Raw genomic sequence first — 22,385 nt, forward strand, 5'->3', positions numbered from 1 at the left:
ACGTATCCTTTCGCTGATTTATTGCAAAGCTGTGTTTTAAGGCTATTTCACAAGAATAGCTTTTGCGCAAACTATCGCAACGCAATTTCTCATGAAAATGCTTGGCATATCCTATGGCTTGAACAGTAGCCTTGTTTTCTCGGGCCAAACGATAACATAGGATATTCGAGCTTGACGTTTTTCTTCCTTTACAAGGAGCGCTAAACAAGGAGCTCTAATTTACTTGAATGGCAAGTAACGGACGTTATCGCCATTGTGGCTGAAAACTGACGCATATTTGTCAAAGATTCAACATCTTGTATGATTGAACAGCTATTTGTAAAACTTCGTATCACGCAATGTCGTGGCTATTTATCACTCGTACGCCGCTATCGATAAAACAAGTCAAAGGTAACGTCTTGAATGCTGTTGGCTGAGCAAGCCATCGCCTCGCTGCCTGGGCACCATGGAGTCTTTGTGAAAAACGTTAATTCCACCACTGAAAATATGATCGCCATCCTGGCTCGATGCGGTTACGCCGCCAAGGGTGTCGTTTACCTGATAGTTGGCGTACTTGCCTCCATGGCCGCTTTTGGTCTGGGTGGCAAGAACATCGGCACTAAGGAAGCGATCACTCACATTGCCGGCCAACCTTTTGGTAGTACCATGCTGGGTCTAATGGCCTTTGGATTGTTCGCCTATACCTTATGGCGGATCGTGCAGGCATTTTACGATACCGAAGATGCGGGCAGCGGATTCAAGGGTATCGCGACGCGCCTGGGATTCATCATCAGCGGCCTCATTTATGCCGGTCTGGGTATTTACTGCCTCGACCTGCTGCTTACTGCCTTCTCGTCATCCGGTGGCGGGGGCTCGACCCAAGATCGTACTGCCAAACTGATGGGCACCCCGGGCGGCATCTATTTGGTATTTGCCGTAGGGATCATCTTTTTTGGTGTCGGCATACGCCAGATCGTGCGCGCCGTTAAGCGCTCCTATCTCAAGAATTGGCATATGGTCAAGATGAACGAAACCCAGCGCAAGTTGGCTGAAGGCGCCACGCGCTGGGGTTTATCGGCCCGAGGCGTGGTCTTCATGATCATCGGCAGCTTTCTATGTATCGCTGCCTGGCAAACCGATCCCAGCAAGGCGCAGGGATTGGGTGGTGCACTCAACACTCTGGCGAGTCAACCTTTCGGCCCCTGGTTACTGGGTGTCGTTGCGCTAGGGCTCGTCGGCTATGGTATTTACTGCTTCATCAATGCACGCTTTCGCGATGTAAGTACCGACTGATCAAGGCATGATCACTGCGTGACATTCTTCGCCATTGGTACTTTTCAATGGCGAAGAATGCTTGCCATACTCCAGACATTAATTGCACGACCATCGCAAAACTAGGCATCAGGACGCAAGCTGACGCCTGATACGCGGACTGACTACCTCACCCAGCAACGTAACCGCTACCAACACGCCCAGCAGCCAGGGCCATTGGCTACCCAGATCGAGCGCCATCACCCCAAGAGCGTCAATGAAGATCAGCAGAATGCCCAAAGGGCTGACATAGCGAATCATGAATAGCCATAGCGCATGCTGAACATCGGACAAGCCAAGCTCGGAGCGGAAGATGTCATTGCGCAGCACGAAGCCCGCCATCAGTGCCATCCCCAGGCCGCCCAGGGGCATCATCCAGCGCGAGGTCAGATAATCCAGCCAATCGAAGAAGTGCTTGCCTGCCAGGGTCCAGTCGGCGCCCACATTGAATGAAAGCATGGCCAGGGTGCTCACGATCCATAACAGGATGCCCGTGCCCCAGGAAGCCTTGATCCGGGAAATACCCTTGCTCTGGTTCAACCAGGCCACCGTCGCTTCGATCATCGAGATCGCCGAGGTCAGCGCCGCCAGGGTCAGCATGACGAAGAAGGCAATCTCGAGCACTGTGCCAAGGGGCATCTGCTGAAAAGCCAAAGGTAGGCTCATGAAGATCAGTCCGGGGCCGCTGTCCGGATCCATGCCGCTGGCAAAGATGATCGGAAATATCGCCAGACCTGCCATCAGCGCCACCAGAGTATCGAAAAGCGCGACACTGAAGGTGGTGCGGGCAATCGACTTGTCATCAGGCAGGTAGGACCCATAGGTGAGGATCGCTCCGGAGGCCAGTGATAGGGTAAAGAAAGCCTGCCCCATGGCCGCCAGCAGCCCTTCGCTGGAGAGTTTGCCGAGTTCGAACGCGAACAGGAAGTGCACCGCATCACCGAAACCGCCGGAGAACGCACCATAGGCGATCATGATCCCCAGGATGAGGACCATGCCCGGCATCATCCAGCGCACGCTTTTCTCGATCCCCTCCTGCACGCCCTTGCCGACGATGAGCATCGTGGCCAAGGTTACCAGGGTGCTCCAGAAACCCAGATTCCAGGGATTAGCGTTATTGGCGCCGAAGATCGCCGCCATTTCCTCGACGCTGGAGCCGGAAAGCCCGCCACTGACGGCCTTCCACAGGTAGGAAACCGACCAGCCCGCCACCACCACATAAAAGGACAGAATCATGAAGCCGCACAGCATCGCCATCCAGCCGAACAGCGACCAGACACGGCTACGTCCCGATTCCTGGGCCAGGCGCCGAATCGCATCGATGGGGCTACCGCGTCCACGGCGTCCGAAACTGATTTCCGCCATCATGATGGGAATACCGATGGCCAGAATGCAGGCCAGGTAAACCAATACGAAGGCCCCACCACCATACTCCCCGGTCATGTAGGGGAATTTCCAGATATTGCCCAGTCCGACGGCGGACCCCGTCGCCGCGAGAATGAATCCCCAGCGACCAACCCACAACGTCTTGGGTTTTTCTCTTGCTGTCATGAAGCACCTGAATGGAGAGATCGTTGCGCTTTGCTAGCCATATACCGTAACCCGCGTTACGGCTGGAGGATTGTAGCCTTAATTCGCCGTGGATCGCGACCGCCCCGGCATGGCTCCCATGCATGCCCCCTCAACGGTCACAACACTCCGCCAACGGTGTGCCTTGTGCTAGGGTAGCCCCGGCAACGAGCCATTTGGTATGTCGTGGCGTTTTTGGCCACCAGGGAGAAAGATCATGTCACGTCAGTTCGCTATTTTAGGATTGGGATATTTCGGCGTTACCGTCGCCCAGGAACTAATACGCCAGAATGATGACGTGCTGGGTATCGATCGCGACCAGGACCGGGTCAATGCGCTTTCCAATCTGCTGACCCATGCGCTGGTCGCCGACGTATCCGATGAGCAGACGCTTTCCGAGCTGTCGTTGACGGATTACGATGCGGTCATCATCGATGTCGATGACAACATCGAAGATAGCATGACCTGCACCTTGCTACTGCGAGAACTCGGCGTACGCGAAATCTGGGTCAAGGCGCACTCGGATACCCATTATCGGCTACTTCGGCACCTTGGGGCGCGTCACGTCGTTTATCCGGAATATGATACCGGGGTGCGGGTGGCACAAAGCCTGCACTATCATGCGCTGGTCGATTTCATTGACCTGGGCGATCATCAATTCGTGGTCGAACTTCAGACTACGGAGAACTTGTGCAACACCTGTGCCACGGTAGCCAAGCTCGAACTCGACGAGGACAAGCTATCCCTCATTGCCATCAAACGCGGTCGCGAGGTGTTGAAAGCACCGGACCCGGACACGCCTCTACAGGAAAAAGACAGCCTGATATTGATGGGCGATCTCGACGACTTGCGTAAGCTGGGCAACAAACTTTGATCATGTCTACTTCGCAAGGACGCTAATCAGGATGAGGTTTCGCCGGCGCTTCTTCAAACCCTTGCGCTCAATGCCTCACGGCCGGGTCATTCAGCTCTCGCCTCCTGAGCTGCTGCTACTGGGCTTCGTGTTTCTCAGCCTTCTTGGCACCCTGATACTGATGTTACCGATCTCGGCCCACTCCCCGTTGAGTTGGAACGAAGCGCTGTTTACCGCCACGTCCGCTGTCACGGTAACCGGCCTTACCGTTATCAGCACCTCGGAACTGACTTTGTTCGGGCAAGTCATGTTGCTGTGCATGTTTCAGCTGGGCGGCCTCGGTTTCATGACGTTCACTGCCATGACCCTGATGATCATGGGCATGCGCATTCCTCTTCATCATCAAAACCTGGTCCGCGAGAACTTCAATCACACCTCGTTTCGCGATCTGACTCAGCTTGTGCGTACCGTCGTCACCTTCACACTGCTGGCCCAAGGCGTTGGCATGGTGCTTTTGGCCAGCGCCTGGATACCCGAGCATGGGCTTTGGTGGGGGTTGTGGCTGAGCCTTTTCCATGCAATTTCGGGTTTCAACGGCGCAGGCTTCACCTTGTGGACCGACGGCCTCATCACCCAAGTGGCGGACCCGATGGTCAATGCCGCCGTCATCATGCTGATTGTCGCTGGTGGACTGGGGTTCGTGGTGGTGGCCGAAGTACGAGACAGTTTTAGAGGACACAAACTGTCGTTGCACTCGCGCATCATGCTGCATGCCACTTTCTGGCTGATCCTGGTATCCACGGTCGCCATTCTACTGCTGGAGTGGAGCAACCAGGCGACCCTCGGCGGACTCGACGGATTCGGCGTGCGCCTGCAGGCCGCACTTTTTCAGGCCGTTACTCCGCGCTCTGCGGGCCTTAACACCCTCGATACCGCCGCCCTGCGTGAGCCGACCACCTTGCTGACCATACTGCTGATGTTCATTGGTGCAGGGCCCGGATCCGCAGCAAGCGGCATCAAGATCACCACCTTCGTCGTACTCATCCTAGTCGCTCGCTCCTTCGTACGGGGCAGCCCGCAGCCGACGGCCTTTGGCCGTGCAATCCCCGACAGCACCGTGTTCAAGGCAATCGCCGTGGCGTTGGGGGTGTTGCTGCTTATCTTCACCTGTCTTTTCATCCTGACCATAAGCGAACCCGGCAAGGATTTTCTCGACCTGACATTCGAGGCAGTTTCCGCCTCCGGCGCTGTCGGGCTTTCACGAGGCATTACCGATGAGCTCTCGCTTCCCGGTCAGCTTACGGTGATCGTGGCCATGCTACTTGGGCGAGCGGGGCCAATTTCGCTTGGCTATTTTCTTGCCATAAGACGCCCCCAGGGAGTGAAGTATGCCGAAGGACAGGTACATATCGGCTAGGCGACCAGAGCACTTCGCTCCGCTACTCGATGCCTGCCAGTAAACCGATTGCTACAGCGGTCAATATCACCGCGATGAATCCATCGATGACCCGCCACACAATGGGACTCTCTAGCCTCGGCGCAAGCCAGCTGGCAGCAGCCACCAAGCCGAAGAACCAGCCGAAGGACGCGACAGCCGCCCCGAAATAAAATCCCAAGGGGCTGGCCTGGGCCGCGCCAATCGCCCCGAGCATGATCAGAGTATCCAGATAGACCTGGGGGTTGAGCAGTGTTACCGCCAGGGTTGCCAGGATCACCCGACGGCGGGAGCTTCGCAGCGCAACTCCTGCTATCAAGCCATCAGAGCAATAGACCCGCCGCAGCGCCAACCAGGCCTGCCACAACAAGAAAGCGGCTCCTCCCAGACGCGCCACCAGCATCAACCCTTCCTGACTGGCGATCAGCCGCCCCAATCCCAGCACGCCCAACCCGATCAGCAACCAGTCGCACAGCGCGCAAATTATCGCCACGACCCAGGGATGCTCCCGCCGCAGCCCCTGGCCCAGCACAAAGGCATTCTGAGCACCGATGGCAATGATCAAGCCGGCGCCAGTTACTAGTCCATGCAGCGCGGAAATCAGCATACGTCTCTCGCAGGTCAGGGGTGATTATGATATGCGAACAGGATAAAGTCGGGCCTTGAATAAATTAAATTAATTTAAACGCCGGGTGATTAGCTAAACTGATGCTCGATTACAAACTTCTCCAAGCCTTGGCAGCAGTGGTGGGTCAGTCGGGATTCGAGCGCGGCGCGCGACACTTGGGGCTCACTCAGTCGGCAGTCTCTCAACGCATCAAGCTGCTCGAGGCGCGTCTCGGCCAGCCGGTACTGGTGCGAGCCCCTAAGCTGGCCCCCACCCCACTTGGCCAACGCCTTCTCAACCATGTTCAGCAGGTGTCGCTACTCGAGCATGATCTGCTCGAACAAATTCCTGCTCTAGGCGAGCGGGAGCAGCGTCTTCGTCTGGCAATCAATGCGGATAGTCTGGCGACCTGGTGGGCACCGGTGACCGGTGAGTTCTGTCGGCAGCAAGGGTTATTGCTGGATCTGATCGTCGAGGATCAGGACGTGGCGCTCAAACGCATGCGCGACGGCGAAGTGGCAGGTTGCATCTGTGCCACACCGCAACCGGTCCAGGGGGCACGCTCTCAACCATTGGGCAACATGCGCTACCGGGCGTTGGCTAGCCCCGATTATATAGCACGCCATTTTCCCGAGGGAGTGAGTCTTGAAGCCTTGAGGCGGGCACCGGCCATCGTCTTTGGCCCGGACGACCAATTGCAGCACCGTTATCTAGCCTTGCACGGCTATCGAGAACCGTTTCCGCATCATCTGTGTCCCTCCTCGGAAGGGTTCCTGCATCTCGCCTGCGCCGGCATGGGCTATGGTCTGATTCCCGAACAGCAGGTAACCCGAGAGCTCGATGAGGGCTTGCTGATCGATCTCGATACCGAATGTTTTATAGACGTACCGCTCTACTGGCATTACTGGCGTCAAGGTGGCAGAACACTAGCGGCTATCACCGATCAACTTGTGAACACCTGCTCGCGGTGGCTACCCCCCATCACGGAATCCACTTAGGCTATGTCTGAAAAGTGCCTGCGCTCGCTCATACAGCGTTGAAAATCGACTCAAAGTACTCATTTACACCGGGTAAACTCCGTCTTTTCGTCGATTTTTGCCTTGTCTGGCCATCGCTCGTCGACTTTTCAGACACAGCCTAGAGGGCACACCTTCAAATTCTGAGCTAACCTGACCCTGATGCAACATCATCAAACCATTGGATTGATGAATTAATATCAAGCGCAATGATGTTGTGGAGAGGCAAGGAAGCCTTGTCCCGAGTCCCGTATCTGACTAAATACGCACTTTGATCCGGAGTTCGGCATGACCAGTGATAATCGAATTGCTCCCGTCGCCCTGCCCGACACGCGAACACGCCGTATCGTCGAGAACCTGCTCGAAGGATCCGGCATTGCACTCAACGGCGACAACCCTTGGGACATCCAGGTACACCACCCGGATTTCTTTTCTCGCGTACTACGCCAGGGCAGTCTGGGCTTTGGCGAAGCCTATATGGATGGCTGGTGGGAATGCGAGCGTATCGACGAGATGGCCTATCGGTTGTTGCGTCACGGTCTAGGCAAACGCAACCACAAGCCGACCGAGAAGCTGATGTACCGGTTGCATAGCGGCTTCATCAATATGCAGAGCAAGGCGCGCGCCTATATCGTCGGTGAAACCCACTACGATCTCGGCAACGATCTGTTCCAGCGTATGCTCGACTCGACCATGTGCTACTCCTGCGGCTACTGGAAAGAGGCCGACAACCTGCACGACGCTCAGGTCGCCAAGCTCGATCTAGCTGCTCGCAAGCTCAAGATCGAACCCGGCATGAAGGTGCTGGACATTGGCTGCGGCTGGGGTAGTTTCGCCGAACACGCCGCGCGCCATTACGGTGCCGAGGTCACTGGTATCACCATTTCCAAAGAGCAGGCCGCCCTGGGCCGGGAGCGCTGCGCGGGGCTGCCAGTGGAGATCCTGCTGGAGGACTACCGCGACCTGGTCGGCCGTTTCGACCGCATCGTCTCGATCGGCATGTTCGAGCACGTGGGCCATCGCAACTACGTCACCTACTTCGACACCGTGGCGCGGCTGCTCGAACAAGATGGGTTGTTCGTGCTGCACACCATCGGCTCCAACAGCTCCGAGATCAGCATCGACCCCTGGATCAACAAGTACATCTTCCCCAACGGTATCCTGCCTTCCGCGGTGCATATCGCCCAGGCCAGCGAAGAGCGCCTGCTGATGGAGGACTGGCAGAACTTCGGCGCCGATTACGATCGCACGCTGATGGCCTGGCTGGCCAATTTCGATGCCCATTGGCACGAGATCGCCGACAATTACAATGAACAGACGCGTCGCATGTTCCGCTACTATCTGAGCATGTGCGCCGGCTCGTTCCGCGCCCGGGACATCCAGCTGTGGCAGACGGTCTTCTCCAAGCGATGGCCCGGGCGTTACGACGCGCCGCGCTAATCAGCTGTGCCCGCCCCGGGGCTTTCACACATAGAGCTGTCACACCTCGGGCTGCTTCTCTTGCACCTTGCCACAGCCATTGGCCTTGAGGAACAGTTCACGCCCCTCGGCACCGATGCGGGGCTGGTCAGTGAAGAAGCCATTCACGCCGAGACCAAGCAGCTGGATCACCTCGCCAGTGAGGGTCTGCGGTATGCCGTTCGGGTGCAGGGTCAGGAATTCTTCCTCGGCGCGCAGCGTATAGGGATGAACGAGCAAGCCCGCCTCGATGGCCTGGGCCAGGAAGTCATGCACCTCGCCGGTCAAGCGTGTAGCGATCTCAGCCTTGCCATCGCCATCGGTATCGACGGGCTCGTCGAGCGTCTCGCGCAGCAGGAAGCTGTTCTTCCAGGGGCCGATGCCCTCGGCGTAGTGCTTGGCGATGTAGTCCAGCACGGCTTTCGAGATCAGATCGCCATAATCGGTCTCGGCGGTAATACCCGAACCGTCATCGACGAGGCTGGCAAGCTCGCCATAAATGGCCTTCACATCGCCGTTTTCCGCGTTGTAGATCATGTCGTAGGGCGCCGAAAAGTTGCTTTCGGGTGGCTGATAGGCGTTGGTGATATCACCCAAGAGCTGCACCAGCGGCAGGTCGACATCGAAGCTCGGCATGATCTCGTTATGCAGCTCAATCAGGTTCTCGACCTCGAAGGACTGAATGAACACCCGCTCGGGGTCGGTGAAATTCTGGTCGATCAAGGTTTCGATAAGCATCTTACCGAGGGACATATCGATGGGGTCGCCATCGAGAAACTCTCCCTCCTTGGCAAAATAGGTCGGGTGCTTGGTTTCGGGGTAGATGCCAACCCGGCGCCCCGTGCGTTTTTCCAGGTCGCGCACCAGGGCGATGACCTCCTCGAGGGTCGGGACCTCGAACTTACCGTCAAACTTCGTATTGTCCGGGCGTGTTTCGGGGATGCGCTCTACGGCGCGTAACGTTTTGATCTCTTCGAGGGTGAAATCCTCGCTGAACCAGCCGGTCGTGGGAATGCCGTCGATCACCTTGGTCGTCTTGCGGTCGGCGAACTCGACACGCTCCGTCACGTCCGTGGTGCCGCTCAACTCGTTCTCGTGGCGCAGGATGAGTACCCCATCCTTGGTTGCCACCAGATCCGGCTCGATGAAATCCGCCCCCTGCTTGACAGCGAGCTCGTAGGCCTCGAGGGTATGCTCCGGACGAAACCCACTGGCCCCGCGATGCCCGATGACGATGGGCCGATCGGCAGCGGCGAGACAAGTCTCCTCACGCTTGTGATCGTCGGCAAACACGGACGTAACGCTCAGTATCAGCGCGGGAATCAGCCCGCAGGAAAGGCTTGCTATCGCATTCGTGCGCTGCATGACGGTATTCTCCCGTTACTCGTTGCCGACGCTTACTTCATTACCAACGTCATAGCGTTTGCGTTTGTTGGCTATCAATGATGGCAACCCCGAGAACGACCTTCTCGGGCAGCCACCGGCTCCCTAGCAAGAAGGATAGTCGGCAACTTGTGACAATACGATGTCATTGCGTATCGGCAATCGGCGCTCTACTACGAGAGCGAAATGCTGCCTACACTGTATGAACGGGTAGATAACGACATCCCCGATGCCACTAACCAAGCGGGGGCATTCCATGAGCCAACTTTCCAAGCAATCCTGCGAAGCCTGTCGCCGCGATGCCCCCAAGGCCACTCAGGAGCAAATCGAGGCCTTCCGGCATGACATCCCCGAGTGGCAGTTGCTTGAGCGGAATGGCATCATGCAACTGGAGCGTGTGTTCACGTTTCGCAACTTCAAGCAGGCCCTCGCCTTCACCAATCGGGTGGGTGACATCGCCGAGGAAGCCGGCCATCATCCGGCGCTGCTCACCGAATGGGGCAAGGTCACCGTGACTTGGTGGTCTCATGCCATTAAGGGCTTGCACAAGAACGATTTCATTCTGGCCGCTAGAACCGACGAGGTAGCAGAGTCCAATGTTCGAGCAGATTGAGCGCGTACCCGGGGATGCCATCCTTGGATTGATCGAGGCCTTCAAGAAGGATACCAATCCCCAGAAGGTCGACCTCGGTGTCGGCGTATACCGCGACGCCGAGGGTAATACACCCATCATGCGGGCGGTCAAGGAAGCCGAGGCGCTGCTGCTGAAGAACGAAACCACCAAGAGCTATATCGGCTCCCACGGCGATCCACTCTATGGCAAGGTGACCCTGCCCCTGGTATTGGGCGCCGATTCGCCGGTCATCGCCGAGCATCGTGCCAGTGCCACCCAGTCGCCGGGCGGTACCGGCGCATTGCGCCTGGCGGCGGACTTCATCAAATCCCAGCTCCCCGGCAAGGATGTCTGGGTTTCCGACCCGACCTGGCCCAACCACCTGGGCATCTTTCCTGCCGCCGGCCTCAAGCTGCACAAGTATCCTTATGTCGATGCGGAGAATCGTCTCGATTTCGATGGCATGCTGAGCGCGCTCAAGCAGATCCCTCAAGGGGATGTGGTGCTACTGCACGCCTGCTGCCATAACCCGACCGGGTTCGATCTAACCAACGATCAGTGGAAGCGAGTGCTCGAGGTGGTTCGTGAACGTAGCCTGCTGCCCCTGATCGACTTCGCCTACCAGGGCTTCGGCGATGGGCTGGAAGAAGATGCTTTTGGCGCCCGGTTAATGGCGGAGAACCTCGACGAAGTGCTGATCACCAGCTCCTACTCGAAGAATTTCGGTATCTATCGGGAGCGCACCGGCTGTTTTATTGCCGTCGCCAAGAATACCGAGCAGATGGAGAACGTCCGCTCGCAAATGGCCATCGTCGCCCGGGAGAACTACTCCAACCCACCGGCTCACGGCAGCGCCATCGTCTGCGAGATTCTGACCTCCGCGGAGCTGGCAGCGGTATGGCGTGACGAACTGACCGAAATGCGTGACCGTATCAATGGCCTGCGTCGTGACTTCGTCGAAGCGCTCAAGCCCTATGGACTGGATGGCACCTTCGCCCATGTGGCCGAACAGCGCGGCATGTTCTCCTATACCGGCCTCAAGCCGGATCAAGTGGACCGGCTGCGCGATGAGTACGGCATCTACATGGTGCGTTCGGGTCGTGCCAATGTGGCCGGCCTGGCAAGCGAGAACCTGCCCTACGTCACCGAGGCGATCGCCGCCGTCTCGAAGTGACGCTCGCCTTACAGCCACCTGCTATCTGCCCCAAGGACGCCCGGTTGGTTCAGACCGGTCGTTCTTGGGTTGGTCACCACTCGCCTACACCTCTCACAGTGAGATACTTCAGGTTCGGTGCGACACCGTCGCATGCCCCAGGTAAATGGCGAAAGCCCGGATTGAGTGGGTGGCTCGCATCAACATAATGGCGGCTCGGTCTTCAGCGGTGAGATGGCGATAGGTCATGGCAATACCGTACCTGATGGGCCAGGTGCCGCACTTGGGATTTGAGACCGCCATGCAGCGCAATGATCATGAACCTGCTCCTGGATGTATTGCTGTAGAAGTTCTCTGGCGACCAGCAGAGAAAAACTTCTATAAGTCATCTGATCATCAGGGACCCTCCACCTATAGTTCATATGATCATCCGAATCACAATAACTATTCTTATTTCTTCACTACTTTATCATTTTTCAACCACCCCAAATCTTTCATCTCATTAAAGATATGATCGACCAGCAGCGTCGCTCCAAACCGACTTAAATGGTTGCTATCGTAATATATAAGCTCTTTTTTTAATTGCGTAATACAGCGACCTGGAAGCAAAGTATCACAGAGTAAAGATGCAGGTTTTATTTTCAGAACCCTCCGATGTTCTTCAACCTGATTAAGCAGCCTATAGGATGACTGCGTACGTTCCTGAAAAACCGTATAACTAGTCGATAGAAATGAGTTTCTCTCGATACCATATATTTTCTCTTTGGCTAGCCGTGAGGGAAGATCCCAACCTACTTCGGGAACAGGATAGATCAGCACGACCCTTACACCGTTACCAACGAGTGTTCTGACCGTTTCCTGGATCAGTTTACCTATTGATTCTTTTCTATTTGGCATAGAGCTGGTTTTCACTGTTTGCCCATTTTTAACGGGAACAGCGTAGATTCTAGGTTCCTCCTCTTCTTCGATACCACCTTCCTGGTTATTAAAGGACTTGCCTTCCAACTGTAAGGGATAACGACCAATCATAAATACCGTCTTAACATTGCCGTTTTCGATAATCGAATTCAAAACCTTTTGATTAAAATTACCACAGGCTGGCCGATCACTACGGGTATAACCCGCTATTGGTAAACAGTTCGTGTAGACGAACTGCTTGACGCCCATGCCGAGAGCGCTGGCCTTCTTGATGACAGGCCCAACTAGCGGGGTAGCTTGGCTATCCCCCCAGATGACAATCTTTTCTGCATACTCTGTATTGTATTCACAACTTTCCTCAATAGGAATTACGTGACTCGGTGTGGATTGACAACCTTCTGCATGCAGATGCCGATCATTTCGAACATCTGCAATTTGAGCAACGGTGTCATCAAGACGTCCTGGAATACCTTTGGTATAAACGCCATAGGCACCAAAGCTGAGCATAAAAATGGATACCGCCAATGCACCAGTAAAGATCTGAGCGCGCGTAAAATTTTTTTTATGGCGGAAAGGCTGCTCCACCCATCGCCACGAAAAATATGCAAGCACAAGAGCTAGCAAGCTCAGTAACCAGTAGTCCACACTGGAAAGTTCGTTAAAACTTCTTTCCCTTGCAAAAACGAAGATTGGCTGATGCCATAAATAGGCGCTGTAACTGATCAAGCCGATGCCGACGATAGGCCTTAAACCGAGTAACCTGCCCGCCATATTGTCCCTCCTTGCGAACACGATCACCAACGAGGCACCCAAGATAGGAATGGTAGTCCATAGTCCCGGAAAAGGAGTCTCCTCATCGAAGGACACAATCGATAAAAGGATCAACCCCAGCCCGGTGAAGGCACCAAGGTTGTGCAACGGCATCGAAAATTTTAACTCTCGCCTGTAGCTCACAATGGCTATGATAGCACCTGCCATCAGCTCCCATACACGCGATGGAAGAAGGTAAAAGTTGGCAGAGTGATAACGCACCGAAGCCCATTCCGCTATGCTGAGGCTTATAGCAAATGCCAGGATGACCAGAAATAAAAGATAATACTTCTTGAGTGCACCAAGAAGCATCATGACCAAAGGAAAAAACAAATAGAATTGCTCTTCGACGGCCAAACTCCAGGTATGCAGGAAAGGATTCATTTCAGCCGCACCCGCGAAATATCCTGTGTTCAGAAAAAAGTAAATATTCGAGACAAACAAATTGACGGCGATTAAGCTTGCGCTTATCGCTTCGAATTCCTTCGGCAGCATCCACAACCAGGCAAACATTAGCGACACAAGGCTCACAAGAAAAAGTGCAGGAAGTATTCTTCGCGCACGTCTCTCGTAAAACGTCACTAGGGAGAATTTCTTCTGATAAATTTCATTATAGATTATATTGGTGATGAGATAACCACTAATAACAAAAAAAATATCGACTCCAATATAGCCACCACTTGCGAACTCAAATCCAGCATGGAATAAAATTACCGGTATGACCGCAAGGGCTCGTAAACCATCTACTTCTGGGCGATAACTCATGTTCATAATCTGCTGCCTCCATGCAACATTACTGTTCCCACCTCAACTCCTCGCATAATACGACCTCATTTGCAACAGATGGCTCTGGCTTAATTGTTTTTATAGAAGTGTTTAAATTCGCGATGGGCGCATCGGCAGCTTCAGCATGAGGAAAGAAAAAAACACTTTTCAATACGCCTTGCAAAACGATTTTAGCTTTGCAGAACTCCCTTTTTTTTAACAGCTTAAAAAAAAGACGCCCGACTCCATAAATCACTGACATTAACCGAGAATTATTAACGCTGTATATTCTTGAAATAAAAATTTTATTGCGTATATAGTATTCGTGATAACGCAAGCGACTTGGGTTACTCTCCGATAGGATACTAATAGGCCCATTTTCCTGTCGCAAGTGTATTACCTCACTTGCGCCGACAAGAAAACCAGGTTTTTCTTGGGTGATTCTCAAAGTGTACTCCGTATCCTCACCCCAGATAAACATCGAGGCAATGGGCAGGCCATGCTCGGTCAAGGTCGAGCGTGGTAGCAAAATAGAAACGAAGGTGGCACGCCGGACCGGGGCTATACCGTACGCGATCATCTCCGGCCATTCCAGATAACCGATTTTATTAGTTTTAAGACTAAGACTAGGCGTGTTGGTTACGTGACCGTTTTCGGTGAACGCGGTGGATAGGAGGTACGAATGATCGATGTTCCTATTATTTAACTCCTCATCTTTTTTTAATAAGCATTGCAGAGCGTCAGATTTTGGTATTACATCATCGTCCATCACCCAGATGAAATCGGCTTCACTCTGGTAGGCAAGACGGAAACCCACGTTGAAGCCCCCCGACGCCCCAATGTTCCGTGACAGCGTATGTATTGTCAGGTTGGGATATCCAGATTCGAGCAACAGCCGTCGAGTGTTGTCTTGACTGGCGTTGTCGATGACAATCACACCATCGCACGGTCGAGTCTGTGCATATACCGCTCCCAGACAACGTTTCAGCAAATCTTGACGATTATATGTAATAATTACAGCAAAGACCTTCTTCATAGCATATTCCCCAGCTTGACAACAGGTATTATTATTGGCTTTTCGATGGTGGGTATGCCTCCCCTGAAATAGATCACGGCATTGCTTCCACTTTAGTAAGCGGTGCAGCACGTACGGCATCCGAACTCTGATCCGTGTCCTTGGATTGCAAGCGACTTGGATATTCGGAGATTACGCTTTATCTGAAAATAGACTCGTAAAACGCCCAAGAGCATGATCTACGGGTTCCTGAGAGCCACCCTGCGGCAGAACGCGTCGAACGTATCGAAGTGGAATCGGCCATTCAGCTATCGAGGTCCATGTAGCCGCCATCTTTCCAGAGCTGCATGAAGAGAAGGCTCAGATAGTTATATATCTATGTTGTATGCTCATAGGTACCAGTAACGCTTTCATCATGAAGCCAATTTTTTAACCTACTTTCCCAACTATAATTAGCAAGGCTTGCCTTGGCATTTTGTGAATATCGATCGAGTAATGTTTCATTGGTGAGAAGCGCTACTATTTTATTTCTCGCCTCTTGGGGGCTGTAAAAATCCACGGATATTCCTACATTGAAACGTTCTACTTCATCTGAATAACCAAACGCTTTCTCTTGAGCAATTACTGGCTTTCCATTAATCATATAATCATATAACTTTAAAGGGCTTCCAGGGCTGACCCTGTTATGGGCTACAGGAAGTAAGCATGCGTCGGCACATTTTATTAACTCGGAGCAACCAACATCATCTAAAGGCGAGAAATTAAAAATTTTTCCACTTGGATCAACATCATCTGCAACCTCTCCTCCCCCGCATAGAATCTTAATATTATCAGAGCATTTGTCAAACTCTTCTTGCAAATCAACCAATAACTCCACTCCTCTCCATTTACTAGTAGACCCCACAAAAACTAAATATTTCACATCTTTCCTTAAGGAATATTTTTTTAGTGCTGTGTTTTTATCAATGGAAGATATTGCATCTAAGCTAGCTCCATTATATGAAACAATATCGCTCTCTTTCCCCCAGCCCTCATTAACGAAATTCTTTTTAAGCAAAGGGTTGTTGTAAATTCTAATATCAGCCATTTTGGTTGTTATAAAATTTATGCGCCACATTATATTTAAGAAACATTTAGTTATCTTGGATTTTTTTATTAAGTTCAATTCTTCAAATGGACCTGCATGCACTTCTCGCATAGTTGAAATTTTGAAGTATCTTGCTAAAGGGACCGAAATAATTCCCACATCTCCACGGCTAATATAGAGGTTTGCTAAATTCCTATTTTTTATTACGGTTATTATGCAACGAAACTCACAAAAGAACCCTCTCAGCGCTCTTGGTAATCGTTTTTCTTTTTCATTTGGTACAATTATATCAATACGTTTACTTATTTTTTTTAAAGCTTCTATTTTATGACGAGTCGCCCGATTTTTACCTGTTGGTATGCTGGTGTCAAAAGGACAACAATATATTATATTCAAAGCCAATGCCTCCTATAAGAATGCCTTTCAAAGCCTGCTCTGAAGCTTACTCAGACAAATCAGCGAGCACCCCAGCAACGTAAATGAAATACTGCATAAATCCCGCCAAAGATGCCCGAGCACGCTCGGCGGGCTCGATCGCTTCTGAAGGTTCCTGGTGCGCTGGGAGAAAAGTGTCGATACCTACCTGGTAATGCTTCACTTGGCGTTGAGCATCATCACGTAGCGGGCATGCCTATCGAAATAGGCTCTAAATCCACCTCTCAGCGGTCAGAAATGACCGCTGAATGACCGCTGAAAGGTGAATGTCTATCCTGAGCGCTGTAGCCGCTCAGAGACGAATTAATCATCGACTCCTTAGCTAACGTAATTTTTTCTTGTTAAAAAACACTACTTTAAAAACTTCAGCGATTTGTATAAATTTGACAATAAAGAGCACTTTGGCTGCTTTGATTTTATCCCTCCATGAAAAATCATCAGCCTTAATTATTTTACAAAGGCGGACAAATGGCGGAAGCAATGTAATAACAATAGCTTTCATTTTTTTATTACCTGTGGCTCCAACTCGTCCACCTATCCGCCTCTTAGCTTTATTAACAACTTGTGACATGCAGTTTCTAGCAGGATGGTATACCACCAACCTGGGAAAGTATTTAAATTTAAAACCTTGCCTATTGGCGCGTACGCAAAGTTCATGATCGCCTCCCGAAAAGCTCGACTCATCAAATCCACCTAACTTTATGAAGCTTTCTTTTTTTATTATGAGATTAGCTGTAACTGACTTTTTTTCTTTAGCATAAGCTCTTTGATTTATCCCAAGTATCATATCATATACTTCAAATGGATTAGGTAGCTTGCTATACTCAGGGTAAAGCTCGACATGTCCTGAAATCAAATCTAGGCTAGGATTGTCACTGATAATTCGTTCAATATTTACTAACCATTCATCATCAGGAATACAATCCGAATCTGTAAACACGAGATAAGAACCCGCCGCAATTCTTGCGCCTTTATTACGTGCCGCATAAGAACCTTCTCTTTTACAATTCAATATCTTAATTGGCGTTTTGGCTATTAACGCTCCGGGCAGTTCTTCATTAGAATCATTGTTAACAATAACAATTTCGACTAGATGCCTATCTACAGCCTGCTTGTCTATTGCTTTGATACATATTTCTAACCTTTCAAAATCTTTATAAACAGGAATTACGATAGATAGGAGCATCGCTTCGGACTCAACTTTACTATAAAGAAATATATGCGGAACGGCCTCAGGTTCTGCGGTCTCAATGATCAAGTGCAGCACCTGACCTATTAGATAGATACGGTATTGCCATGACTCATTGCTACCACCATCTCACTGCTTAAGACAGAGCTGCCATCATGATGTGAGTGACTCACTCGATTCGAGCTTTCGCCAATCATCTGTACCGTGCACCGAGTACCGTGTCGCAGGAAATCGATCGCCATACGGTCAACTCCATCCAGGGCTACGATGCCAGCCTCGTTGGCTACCGGGCCCACTTGACGCGCCACCGGACATGTCAGCGCCCTAAGCTGCAAACGGGCGGGGAGCTGTTTGAGGTGGTGGCTCATTTGTTGCGCAAATACTGATCACCTGAACAGATAGCCCGCACACTGAAGCGCATGTCTCCCAACGATTCACGTCGAAAGTTCTCGCATAAGGCCATCTACAACGCGCTCTATGGGGTGCCTCGGGATAACCTCAAGAAGGAGCTCATCGCCTGTCTGCGGCAGGACAACGGCAAACGTCGGCCACGAAGCCGTGGCACGGATCAGAGCAACCAGATTCCCGGCCTTGTACCTCCGGATGGCACAGCAGATCACACACGGCCTGACAGCGATGGGCCGGGGCGTTGTCCCAGATGATACGAAGTTTGTCCGGCCAATAGCACAGTAGCGTCTTCAGAAAAGCCGCGATGCTTGGGTCGGTGACCGTGTCCTAGATCCAGTGAAAATGGCTACGTCCTTCGCTCGAGACGGCGCCGATGACCATGTGGCGCGGTGACTGTCCTCGCTTGCCCTTGGCGATCGGCGTTTGCTCTACGGGCGCAAAGGTCAGACGCGGTGGCCGACCGGGTCGCGGCTGTGTCTTGAGCGTTTCTTCACCGCCTTCTCGGTCCCGGAAGGCCCATTGGCTGATGGCTCCTTGAGTGACCTCCAGGCGTCGGGCGACTTCCTGCTGACTCATGCCGTCCTTGCCCCATTTGACGGCAAGCGAACGACGATAGGTTTGAGCGAAATCCAATAACATAAATGATGTCATGTCAGAAATCAGAGGATGTGCTCGGTCGACAGGCTATTCATTACGAAGTTCCTGCAACGTCAGTACCTTGCCCACACTACCGCCCGAGAGATTCCTACGTCTTTTCTCTCAGGACGTCTCTTTTTGCCGAGCGATCTCCTTTCGCCCCCAACCGAACTGTTACAAAAAGCCAAACTTCGTATACACGAGCGTACTAACTTAGGGAAAACTGTGTAACCTGCTTTTTCCCATTGATCCAACGTTAGAAATTAACCTTCATAATTATTTAAAAAAACTTGAATTATCATGCCTACTAAAACTAGAAATCCGACTACCTCTCGGTGTCGGATCTCGCGTAATTAACCGCTCGTTTGATAAATAACTCAGGCCGCTTGCTCTGCCATTCTTTCATCGCAGCAATCGGCGATCGATGGTGAAGCGCTCCACCATACCATTCGTTTGCGGTCGTCCCGCTTGATCAGGCGGTGTTCGATATCAAGGACTTGGCATTCCTGATCGAAGAGGTGGCGACCGCTGGGCTTACGCTCACCCACCCATGTGAAGCGGTCGGTGAACGACTTGCCATTGTCAGTCAGCACCGTCTGGACCTTGAAGGGGGCCTTCTCTTCCATCCGTTTCATGAACGCCCGCGCGTCCTTCGCGGACTGGCTGTGGCTGACCTCCAGATAGACCCAACACGTGGCTCGGTCGACGGCGACGTACAGATAGCGTTTCTACTGTTCGTCAGGCATCTGGGGCAGGTGCTTGATGTGATGTGCACGTAGCCCGGCTCGTAGTCCGTGAAGGCTTCGTCGCGGAGCTTCTCGTCATCGCCGGCGTCCTGCCTAGCCAGTTCTGCCAATGTCGGGACCTCACGTCGCTTGAGCATGCGATGGAGGCCCGAGCGTAACAGGTGAGGGTTCAGGAATTCACACGCTGTGATGAGGAGATCATCCAAGCCGAAGCGGAGGAACTCACGAGCCGTGATTAGCCCCGCCTCCTGCTCGGAAGTCAGCGTAGCTAACAGGTTGTGACACGTGTGTGACCGGTCATAGACATCGTCACGGTACCGCCATCGCCTATGTGGCCGAGCAGCGCGGCATGTTCTCTACGTCACCGAGGCAATCGCCGCCGTCTCGAAGTGATCAAAACCACGATAAACTCATGATCTTAACTTCCAAACCACTAATGCCCGGCACCTTGTTTAACTTATTTGAACTGGTGCCCGGGCGTTGCAATTTTAGTAACCGTTTGGATTTTTTGACTGCCAACGCCAGGTATCGGCCATCATCTCTTCGAGACCACACCGTGCTTGCCAGTCGAGCTCCTTCCGGGCCTTGGTAGGGTCGGCCCAGCACTCCGCCACGTCACCCTTCCTGCGTGCTTGCAGAGTATAAGGCACCCTTTTCCCGCTGATCGCCTCAAACGCCGCGACCATTTCCAGTACGGAATAACCGCGTCCCGTTCCCAGATTCCAGACGTGGGCGCCGGTGCAATTCTCAAGCACTTCTAGGGCCCTCAAATGCCCCTCGACCAGATCGACGACATGAATATAGTCACGCACGCCAGTGCCGTCGCGGGTGGCGTAATCGGCGCCGAACACAGTGAGCTGCTCACGCTTGCCTACCGCTACCTGGGCGATATAGGGCATCAGGTTGTTCGGCGGGCCTTGGGGGTCTTCTCCGATCTCGCCGCTGGGATGCGCACCTACCGGGTTGAAATAGCGCAACAACGCAATGGACCAGCGAGCATCCGCACGTGCCAGATCCTTGAGCACCTCTTCCACCACGAGCTTGGATTGCCCATAAGGGTTGGATGCCCTGGCCGTGGGAGCGCTCTCACTGAGCGGCATGCTTTCGGGCTCGCCATACACTGTCGCCGAAGAGCTGAATACCAGCCGATGAACACCCGCATCGGCCATGGCCTGGAACAGCGTTACGCTGCCGCCCACGTTATTAGCGTAATACGCCAACGGCTCGGCGACGCTTTCACCCACCGCCTTGAGCCCGGCAAAATGTAGGACAGCCTCGATGGTGTGTTCGGCAAACAGCTTATCCAGCAACTGCCGGTCGCGAATATCGCCTTCGATGAAGGTCAGCTGCCGCCCGGCAAGACGCTCCACTCGCCTGAGCGACTCCCTCGACGATGTCGCCAGATTATCCAATGCCAGCACGGAATAGCCTGCCTCGAGCAGTGCCAGTACCGCATGCGAGCCGATATAGCCTGCTCCGCCGGTGACCAGAACCGTCATGGCTCGCCCCCCTCACTCTCCAGCGCCGCGGCCTGTTTGGAGGTCGCGCCGTCTTTCAGAAAGCGGATATACCACGGCATGGCCTGGTGGATACCGTCATTCAGCGCATGGCTTGGCGCGTAGCCAAGCAACCGAGCTGCCTTGCCGATGTCGGCCTGGGAATGGCGCACGTCGCCGGGGCGGAAGTCGCGATAGATCGGCGCCTGGGCATAGGTAATACCCTGTTCATTCAGGGCATCGCGCAGGGCATCGAATAATTGGTTGAGCGTGGTCCGACCATTGACCGCAACGTTGAAGACTTCGGAGTGAATGTCATCATCCGCCACTGCTGCCAGCACATTGGCCTGCACGGCATTGTCCACGAAACAGAAATCGCGGCTCGTATCGCCATCGCCGTTGATGTAGACCGGTTCATCGGTGAGCATCGATGCCGTCCACTTGGGAATGACCGCCGCATAGGCGCCATCGGGATCCTGCCGAGGGCCAAACACATTGAAATAGCGCAGCCCTACCGTCTTGCAGCCGTAGGTACGCGAGAACACATCTGCATAGAGCTCGTTAACGTACTTGGTTACCGCATAGGGTGAAAGAGGCTTGCCAATCACATCTTCAACCTTGGGCAGGCCTGGATGATCGCCATAAGTGGAGCTCGAAGCCGCGTAAACGAAGCGCTTCACATCGGCATCCCGCGCTGTCACCAGCATGTTCAGGAAACCATCGATGTTGGCGGTATTGGTGGCGATAGGATCCTTGACGGATCGCGGTACCGAGCCAAGTGCTGCCTGATGCAATACGTAATCCACTCCCTCCATGGCGCGCTGACAATCACCAAGCTCACATATATCTCCTTCATGAAAAGAGAAGCGTGACCATTGCTCGGCGCTTACCAAGCCTTGTACTTCGTCAAGATTACGCTGGTAGCCCGTGGCAAAGTTGTCCAGCCCTACCACGGTTTGATCCAGCTTGAGCAGTTGCTCCAGAAGGTTGGAGCCGATAAAGCCCGCTACGCCGCTGATCAACCAAACACGAGGCTGAGCCTGCAGTTCCATTTTTACCTTTTCAAAATCACTCATTAGACCTACACCTCGACGTTAGAACTATAAATATAATCTTATTGCATTAATATTTAAGCGACTAAAATTACGCAAATCCTATTAAATCGATAAAATTCGACGTAACAAATAATTATTTTTTACCAATCTTAGTACGATTAATTAATTAAAAAATTAATACTACATCTCATTGCCGCGAGCGCTTATCATACCACCACGTTAACAAAAGTACACCTTTTGAAACACAAGAAAAATAGGTGTAGAATATGTAATGCACTTGGCCGCAACCCCTGGTCATAAGCGCATAAATATCGATAAGGCTATATTGAATAAATGGTCGCCAAAGCGTGAAGGCATTTTTAATAATATATTTTCACGAATATTGTTAGGCCATTAATAATAGCCAATGCGTGTCTGCAACAACCTGCAGACACGCTATTCAAGAATA

Annotated in this window: 18 protein-coding genes and 1 pseudogene; 8 read left to right on the top strand and 11 right to left on the bottom strand. The window is 52.7% G+C overall.

All coding sequences use genetic code 11. From position 1 onward, the window contains the following. Positions 1–456: 456 nt before the first annotated feature. Complete coding sequence (locus H7850_RS06220) at positions 457–1,272, top strand: DUF1206 domain-containing protein (RefSeq protein ID WP_227368660.1); 816 nt, start codon at positions 457–459, stop codon at positions 1,270–1,272. A 108-nt stretch (positions 1,273–1,380) separates the two neighbouring features. Here the strand turns inward: H7850_RS06220 and H7850_RS06225 are convergent, their stop codons facing one another. Beyond that, the gene (locus tag H7850_RS06225; protein ID WP_227368661.1) at positions 1,381–2,841 is read right to left on the bottom strand and encodes a sodium-dependent transporter; all 1,461 of its coding nucleotides are present in this window, start codon (positions 2,839–2,841) and stop codon (positions 1,381–1,383) included. A 235-nt stretch (positions 2,842–3,076) separates the two neighbouring features. Between H7850_RS06225 and H7850_RS06230 the strand changes: the two genes are divergently transcribed. Both H7850_RS06230 and H7850_RS06235 read left to right on the top strand, forming a co-directional pair. Continuing rightward, entirely contained in the window at positions 3,077–3,733 is a 657-nt protein-coding gene (locus tag H7850_RS06230) for a potassium channel family protein (protein WP_227368662.1), read from the top strand. Positions 3,734–3,764: 31 nt separating this feature from the next. Further along, positions 3,765–5,129, top strand: coding sequence for a TrkH family potassium uptake protein (locus H7850_RS06235; RefSeq protein WP_227368663.1), 1,365 nt, complete (start codon positions 3,765–3,767; stop codon positions 5,127–5,129). A gap of 22 nt (positions 5,130–5,151) precedes the next feature. Here the strand turns inward: H7850_RS06235 and H7850_RS06240 are convergent, their stop codons facing one another. Continuing rightward, positions 5,152–5,754, bottom strand: coding sequence for a LysE/ArgO family amino acid transporter (locus H7850_RS06240; protein ID WP_227368664.1), 603 nt, complete (start codon positions 5,752–5,754; stop codon positions 5,152–5,154). A gap of 101 nt (positions 5,755–5,855) precedes the next feature. On the opposite strand from H7850_RS06240, the gene H7850_RS06245 reads away from it, so the two are divergent. Further along, a complete protein-coding gene (locus H7850_RS06245) occupies positions 5,856–6,752 on the top strand; it encodes a LysR family transcriptional regulator ArgP (protein ID WP_227368665.1) in 897 nt (298 codons plus the stop codon). A 306-nt stretch (positions 6,753–7,058) separates the two neighbouring features. Continuing rightward, positions 7,059–8,210, top strand: a complete 1,152-nt coding sequence (gene cfa, locus H7850_RS06250) for a cyclopropane fatty acyl phospholipid synthase (RefSeq protein WP_227368666.1) — start codon at positions 7,059–7,061, stop codon at positions 8,208–8,210. A 39-nt stretch (positions 8,211–8,249) separates the two neighbouring features. Here the strand turns inward: cfa and H7850_RS06255 are convergent, their stop codons facing one another. Continuing rightward, entirely contained in the window at positions 8,250–9,593 is a 1,344-nt protein-coding gene (locus tag H7850_RS06255) for a glycerophosphodiester phosphodiesterase family protein (RefSeq protein WP_227368667.1), read from the bottom strand. 274 nt (positions 9,594–9,867) lie between these two features. On the opposite strand from H7850_RS06255, the gene H7850_RS06260 reads away from it, so the two are divergent. Both H7850_RS06260 and H7850_RS06265 read left to right on the top strand, forming a co-directional pair. Then, entirely contained in the window at positions 9,868–10,224 is a 357-nt protein-coding gene (locus H7850_RS06260; protein ID WP_227368668.1) for a 4a-hydroxytetrahydrobiopterin dehydratase, read from the top strand. Beyond that, complete coding sequence (locus tag H7850_RS06265) at positions 10,208–11,398, top strand: amino acid aminotransferase (RefSeq protein ID WP_227368669.1); 1,191 nt, start codon at positions 10,208–10,210, stop codon at positions 11,396–11,398. Before H7850_RS06260 ends, H7850_RS06265 begins: the two co-directional genes overlap by 17 nt. A gap of 429 nt (positions 11,399–11,827) precedes the next feature. Here H7850_RS06265 and H7850_RS06270 read toward each other — a convergent pair whose 3' ends face one another. From H7850_RS06270 to H7850_RS06290, 4 genes are all read right to left on the bottom strand, one after another. Continuing rightward, positions 11,828–13,870: an acyltransferase family protein gene (locus H7850_RS06270; RefSeq protein ID WP_227368670.1), complete on the bottom strand. Its 2,043-nt coding sequence runs from the start codon at positions 13,868–13,870 to the stop codon at positions 11,828–11,830. Between the two features lie 28 nt (positions 13,871–13,898). Beyond that, a complete protein-coding gene (locus H7850_RS06275) occupies positions 13,899–14,906 on the bottom strand; it encodes a glycosyltransferase family 2 protein (protein ID WP_227368671.1) in 1,008 nt (335 codons plus the stop codon). A 355-nt stretch (positions 14,907–15,261) separates the two neighbouring features. Further along, positions 15,262–16,368: a glycosyltransferase gene (locus H7850_RS06280; RefSeq protein WP_227368672.1), complete on the bottom strand. Its 1,107-nt coding sequence runs from the start codon at positions 16,366–16,368 to the stop codon at positions 15,262–15,264. A 361-nt stretch (positions 16,369–16,729) separates the two neighbouring features. Further along, the gene (locus tag H7850_RS06290; protein WP_227368673.1) at positions 16,730–17,665 is read right to left on the bottom strand and encodes a glycosyltransferase family 2 protein; all 936 of its coding nucleotides are present in this window, start codon (positions 17,663–17,665) and stop codon (positions 16,730–16,732) included. 350 nt (positions 17,666–18,015) lie between these two features. Here H7850_RS06290 and H7850_RS06295 point away from each other — a divergent pair, with 350 nt between their 5' ends. Further along, positions 18,016–18,258 carry a hypothetical protein gene (locus H7850_RS06295; protein ID WP_227368674.1) on the top strand — a complete coding sequence of 81 codons (243 nt, stop codon included), beginning with the start codon at positions 18,016–18,018 and terminating at the stop codon, positions 18,256–18,258. Between the two features lie 73 nt (positions 18,259–18,331). Here the strand turns inward: H7850_RS06295 and H7850_RS06300 are convergent, their stop codons facing one another. The 4 genes and pseudogenes from H7850_RS06300 to H7850_RS06315 all read right to left on the bottom strand — a co-directional run bounded on the left by H7850_RS06300 (position 18,332) and on the right by H7850_RS06315 (position 21,958). Beyond that, positions 18,332–18,643, bottom strand: coding sequence for a helix-turn-helix domain-containing protein (locus H7850_RS06300; RefSeq protein WP_227368675.1), 312 nt, complete (start codon positions 18,641–18,643; stop codon positions 18,332–18,334). A 322-nt stretch (positions 18,644–18,965) separates the two neighbouring features. After that, positions 18,966–19,715, bottom strand: a pseudogene (locus tag H7850_RS06305) (DDE-type integrase/transposase/recombinase); the annotation flags it as partial. Positions 19,716–19,874: 159 nt separating this feature from the next. Next, positions 19,875–20,885, bottom strand: coding sequence for a UDP-glucose 4-epimerase GalE (gene galE, locus H7850_RS06310; RefSeq protein ID WP_227368676.1), 1,011 nt, complete (start codon positions 20,883–20,885; stop codon positions 19,875–19,877). After that, complete coding sequence (locus tag H7850_RS06315; protein WP_227368677.1) at positions 20,882–21,958, bottom strand: NAD-dependent epimerase/dehydratase family protein; 1,077 nt, start codon at positions 21,956–21,958, stop codon at positions 20,882–20,884. The genes galE and H7850_RS06315 overlap by 4 nt, the downstream gene beginning before the upstream one ends. Between the last annotated feature and the right edge of the window lie 427 nt (positions 21,959–22,385).

Origin of the sequence: Halomonas sp. M20 (assembly GCF_020622265.1) — a bacterium.
Lineage (GTDB): Bacteria > Pseudomonadota > Gammaproteobacteria > Pseudomonadales > Halomonadaceae > Modicisalibacter.

Bases quoted from the DNA above. Each gene is read 5' to 3' on its own strand.
- H7850_RS06315 (WP_227368677.1), bottom strand. From the start codon at position 21,958: ATGAGTGATTTTGAAAAGGTAAAAATGGAACTGCAGGCTCAGCCTCGT.
- H7850_RS06260 (WP_227368668.1), top strand. From the start codon at position 9,868: ATGAGCCAACTTTCCAAGCAATCCTGCGAAGCCTGTCGCCGCGATGCC.
- H7850_RS06300 (WP_227368675.1), bottom strand. From the start codon at position 18,643: ATGTTATTGGATTTCGCTCAAACCTATCGTCGTTCGCTTGCCGTCAAA.
- H7850_RS06265 (WP_227368669.1), top strand. From the start codon at position 10,208: ATGTTCGAGCAGATTGAGCGCGTACCCGGGGATGCCATCCTTGGATTG.
- cfa (WP_227368666.1), top strand. From the start codon at position 7,059: ATGACCAGTGATAATCGAATTGCTCCCGTCGCCCTGCCCGACACGCGA.
- galE (WP_227368676.1), bottom strand. From the start codon at position 20,885: ATGACGGTTCTGGTCACCGGCGGAGCAGGCTATATCGGCTCGCATGCG.
- H7850_RS06235 (WP_227368663.1), top strand. From the start codon at position 3,765: ATGAGGTTTCGCCGGCGCTTCTTCAAACCCTTGCGCTCAATGCCTCAC.
- H7850_RS06270 (WP_227368670.1), bottom strand. From the start codon at position 13,870: ATGAGTTATCGCCCAGAAGTAGATGGTTTACGAGCCCTTGCGGTCATA.
- H7850_RS06295 (WP_227368674.1), top strand. From the start codon at position 18,016: ATGTCTCCCAACGATTCACGTCGAAAGTTCTCGCATAAGGCCATCTAC.
- H7850_RS06240 (WP_227368664.1), bottom strand. From the start codon at position 5,754: ATGCTGATTTCCGCGCTGCATGGACTAGTAACTGGCGCCGGCTTGATC.
- H7850_RS06255 (WP_227368667.1), bottom strand. From the start codon at position 9,593: ATGCAGCGCACGAATGCGATAGCAAGCCTTTCCTGCGGGCTGATTCCC.
- H7850_RS06275 (WP_227368671.1), bottom strand. From the start codon at position 14,906: ATGAAGAAGGTCTTTGCTGTAATTATTACATATAATCGTCAAGATTTG.
- H7850_RS06230 (WP_227368662.1), top strand. From the start codon at position 3,077: ATGTCACGTCAGTTCGCTATTTTAGGATTGGGATATTTCGGCGTTACC.
- H7850_RS06245 (WP_227368665.1), top strand. From the start codon at position 5,856: ATGCTCGATTACAAACTTCTCCAAGCCTTGGCAGCAGTGGTGGGTCAG.
- H7850_RS06225 (WP_227368661.1), bottom strand. From the start codon at position 2,841: ATGACAGCAAGAGAAAAACCCAAGACGTTGTGGGTTGGTCGCTGGGGA.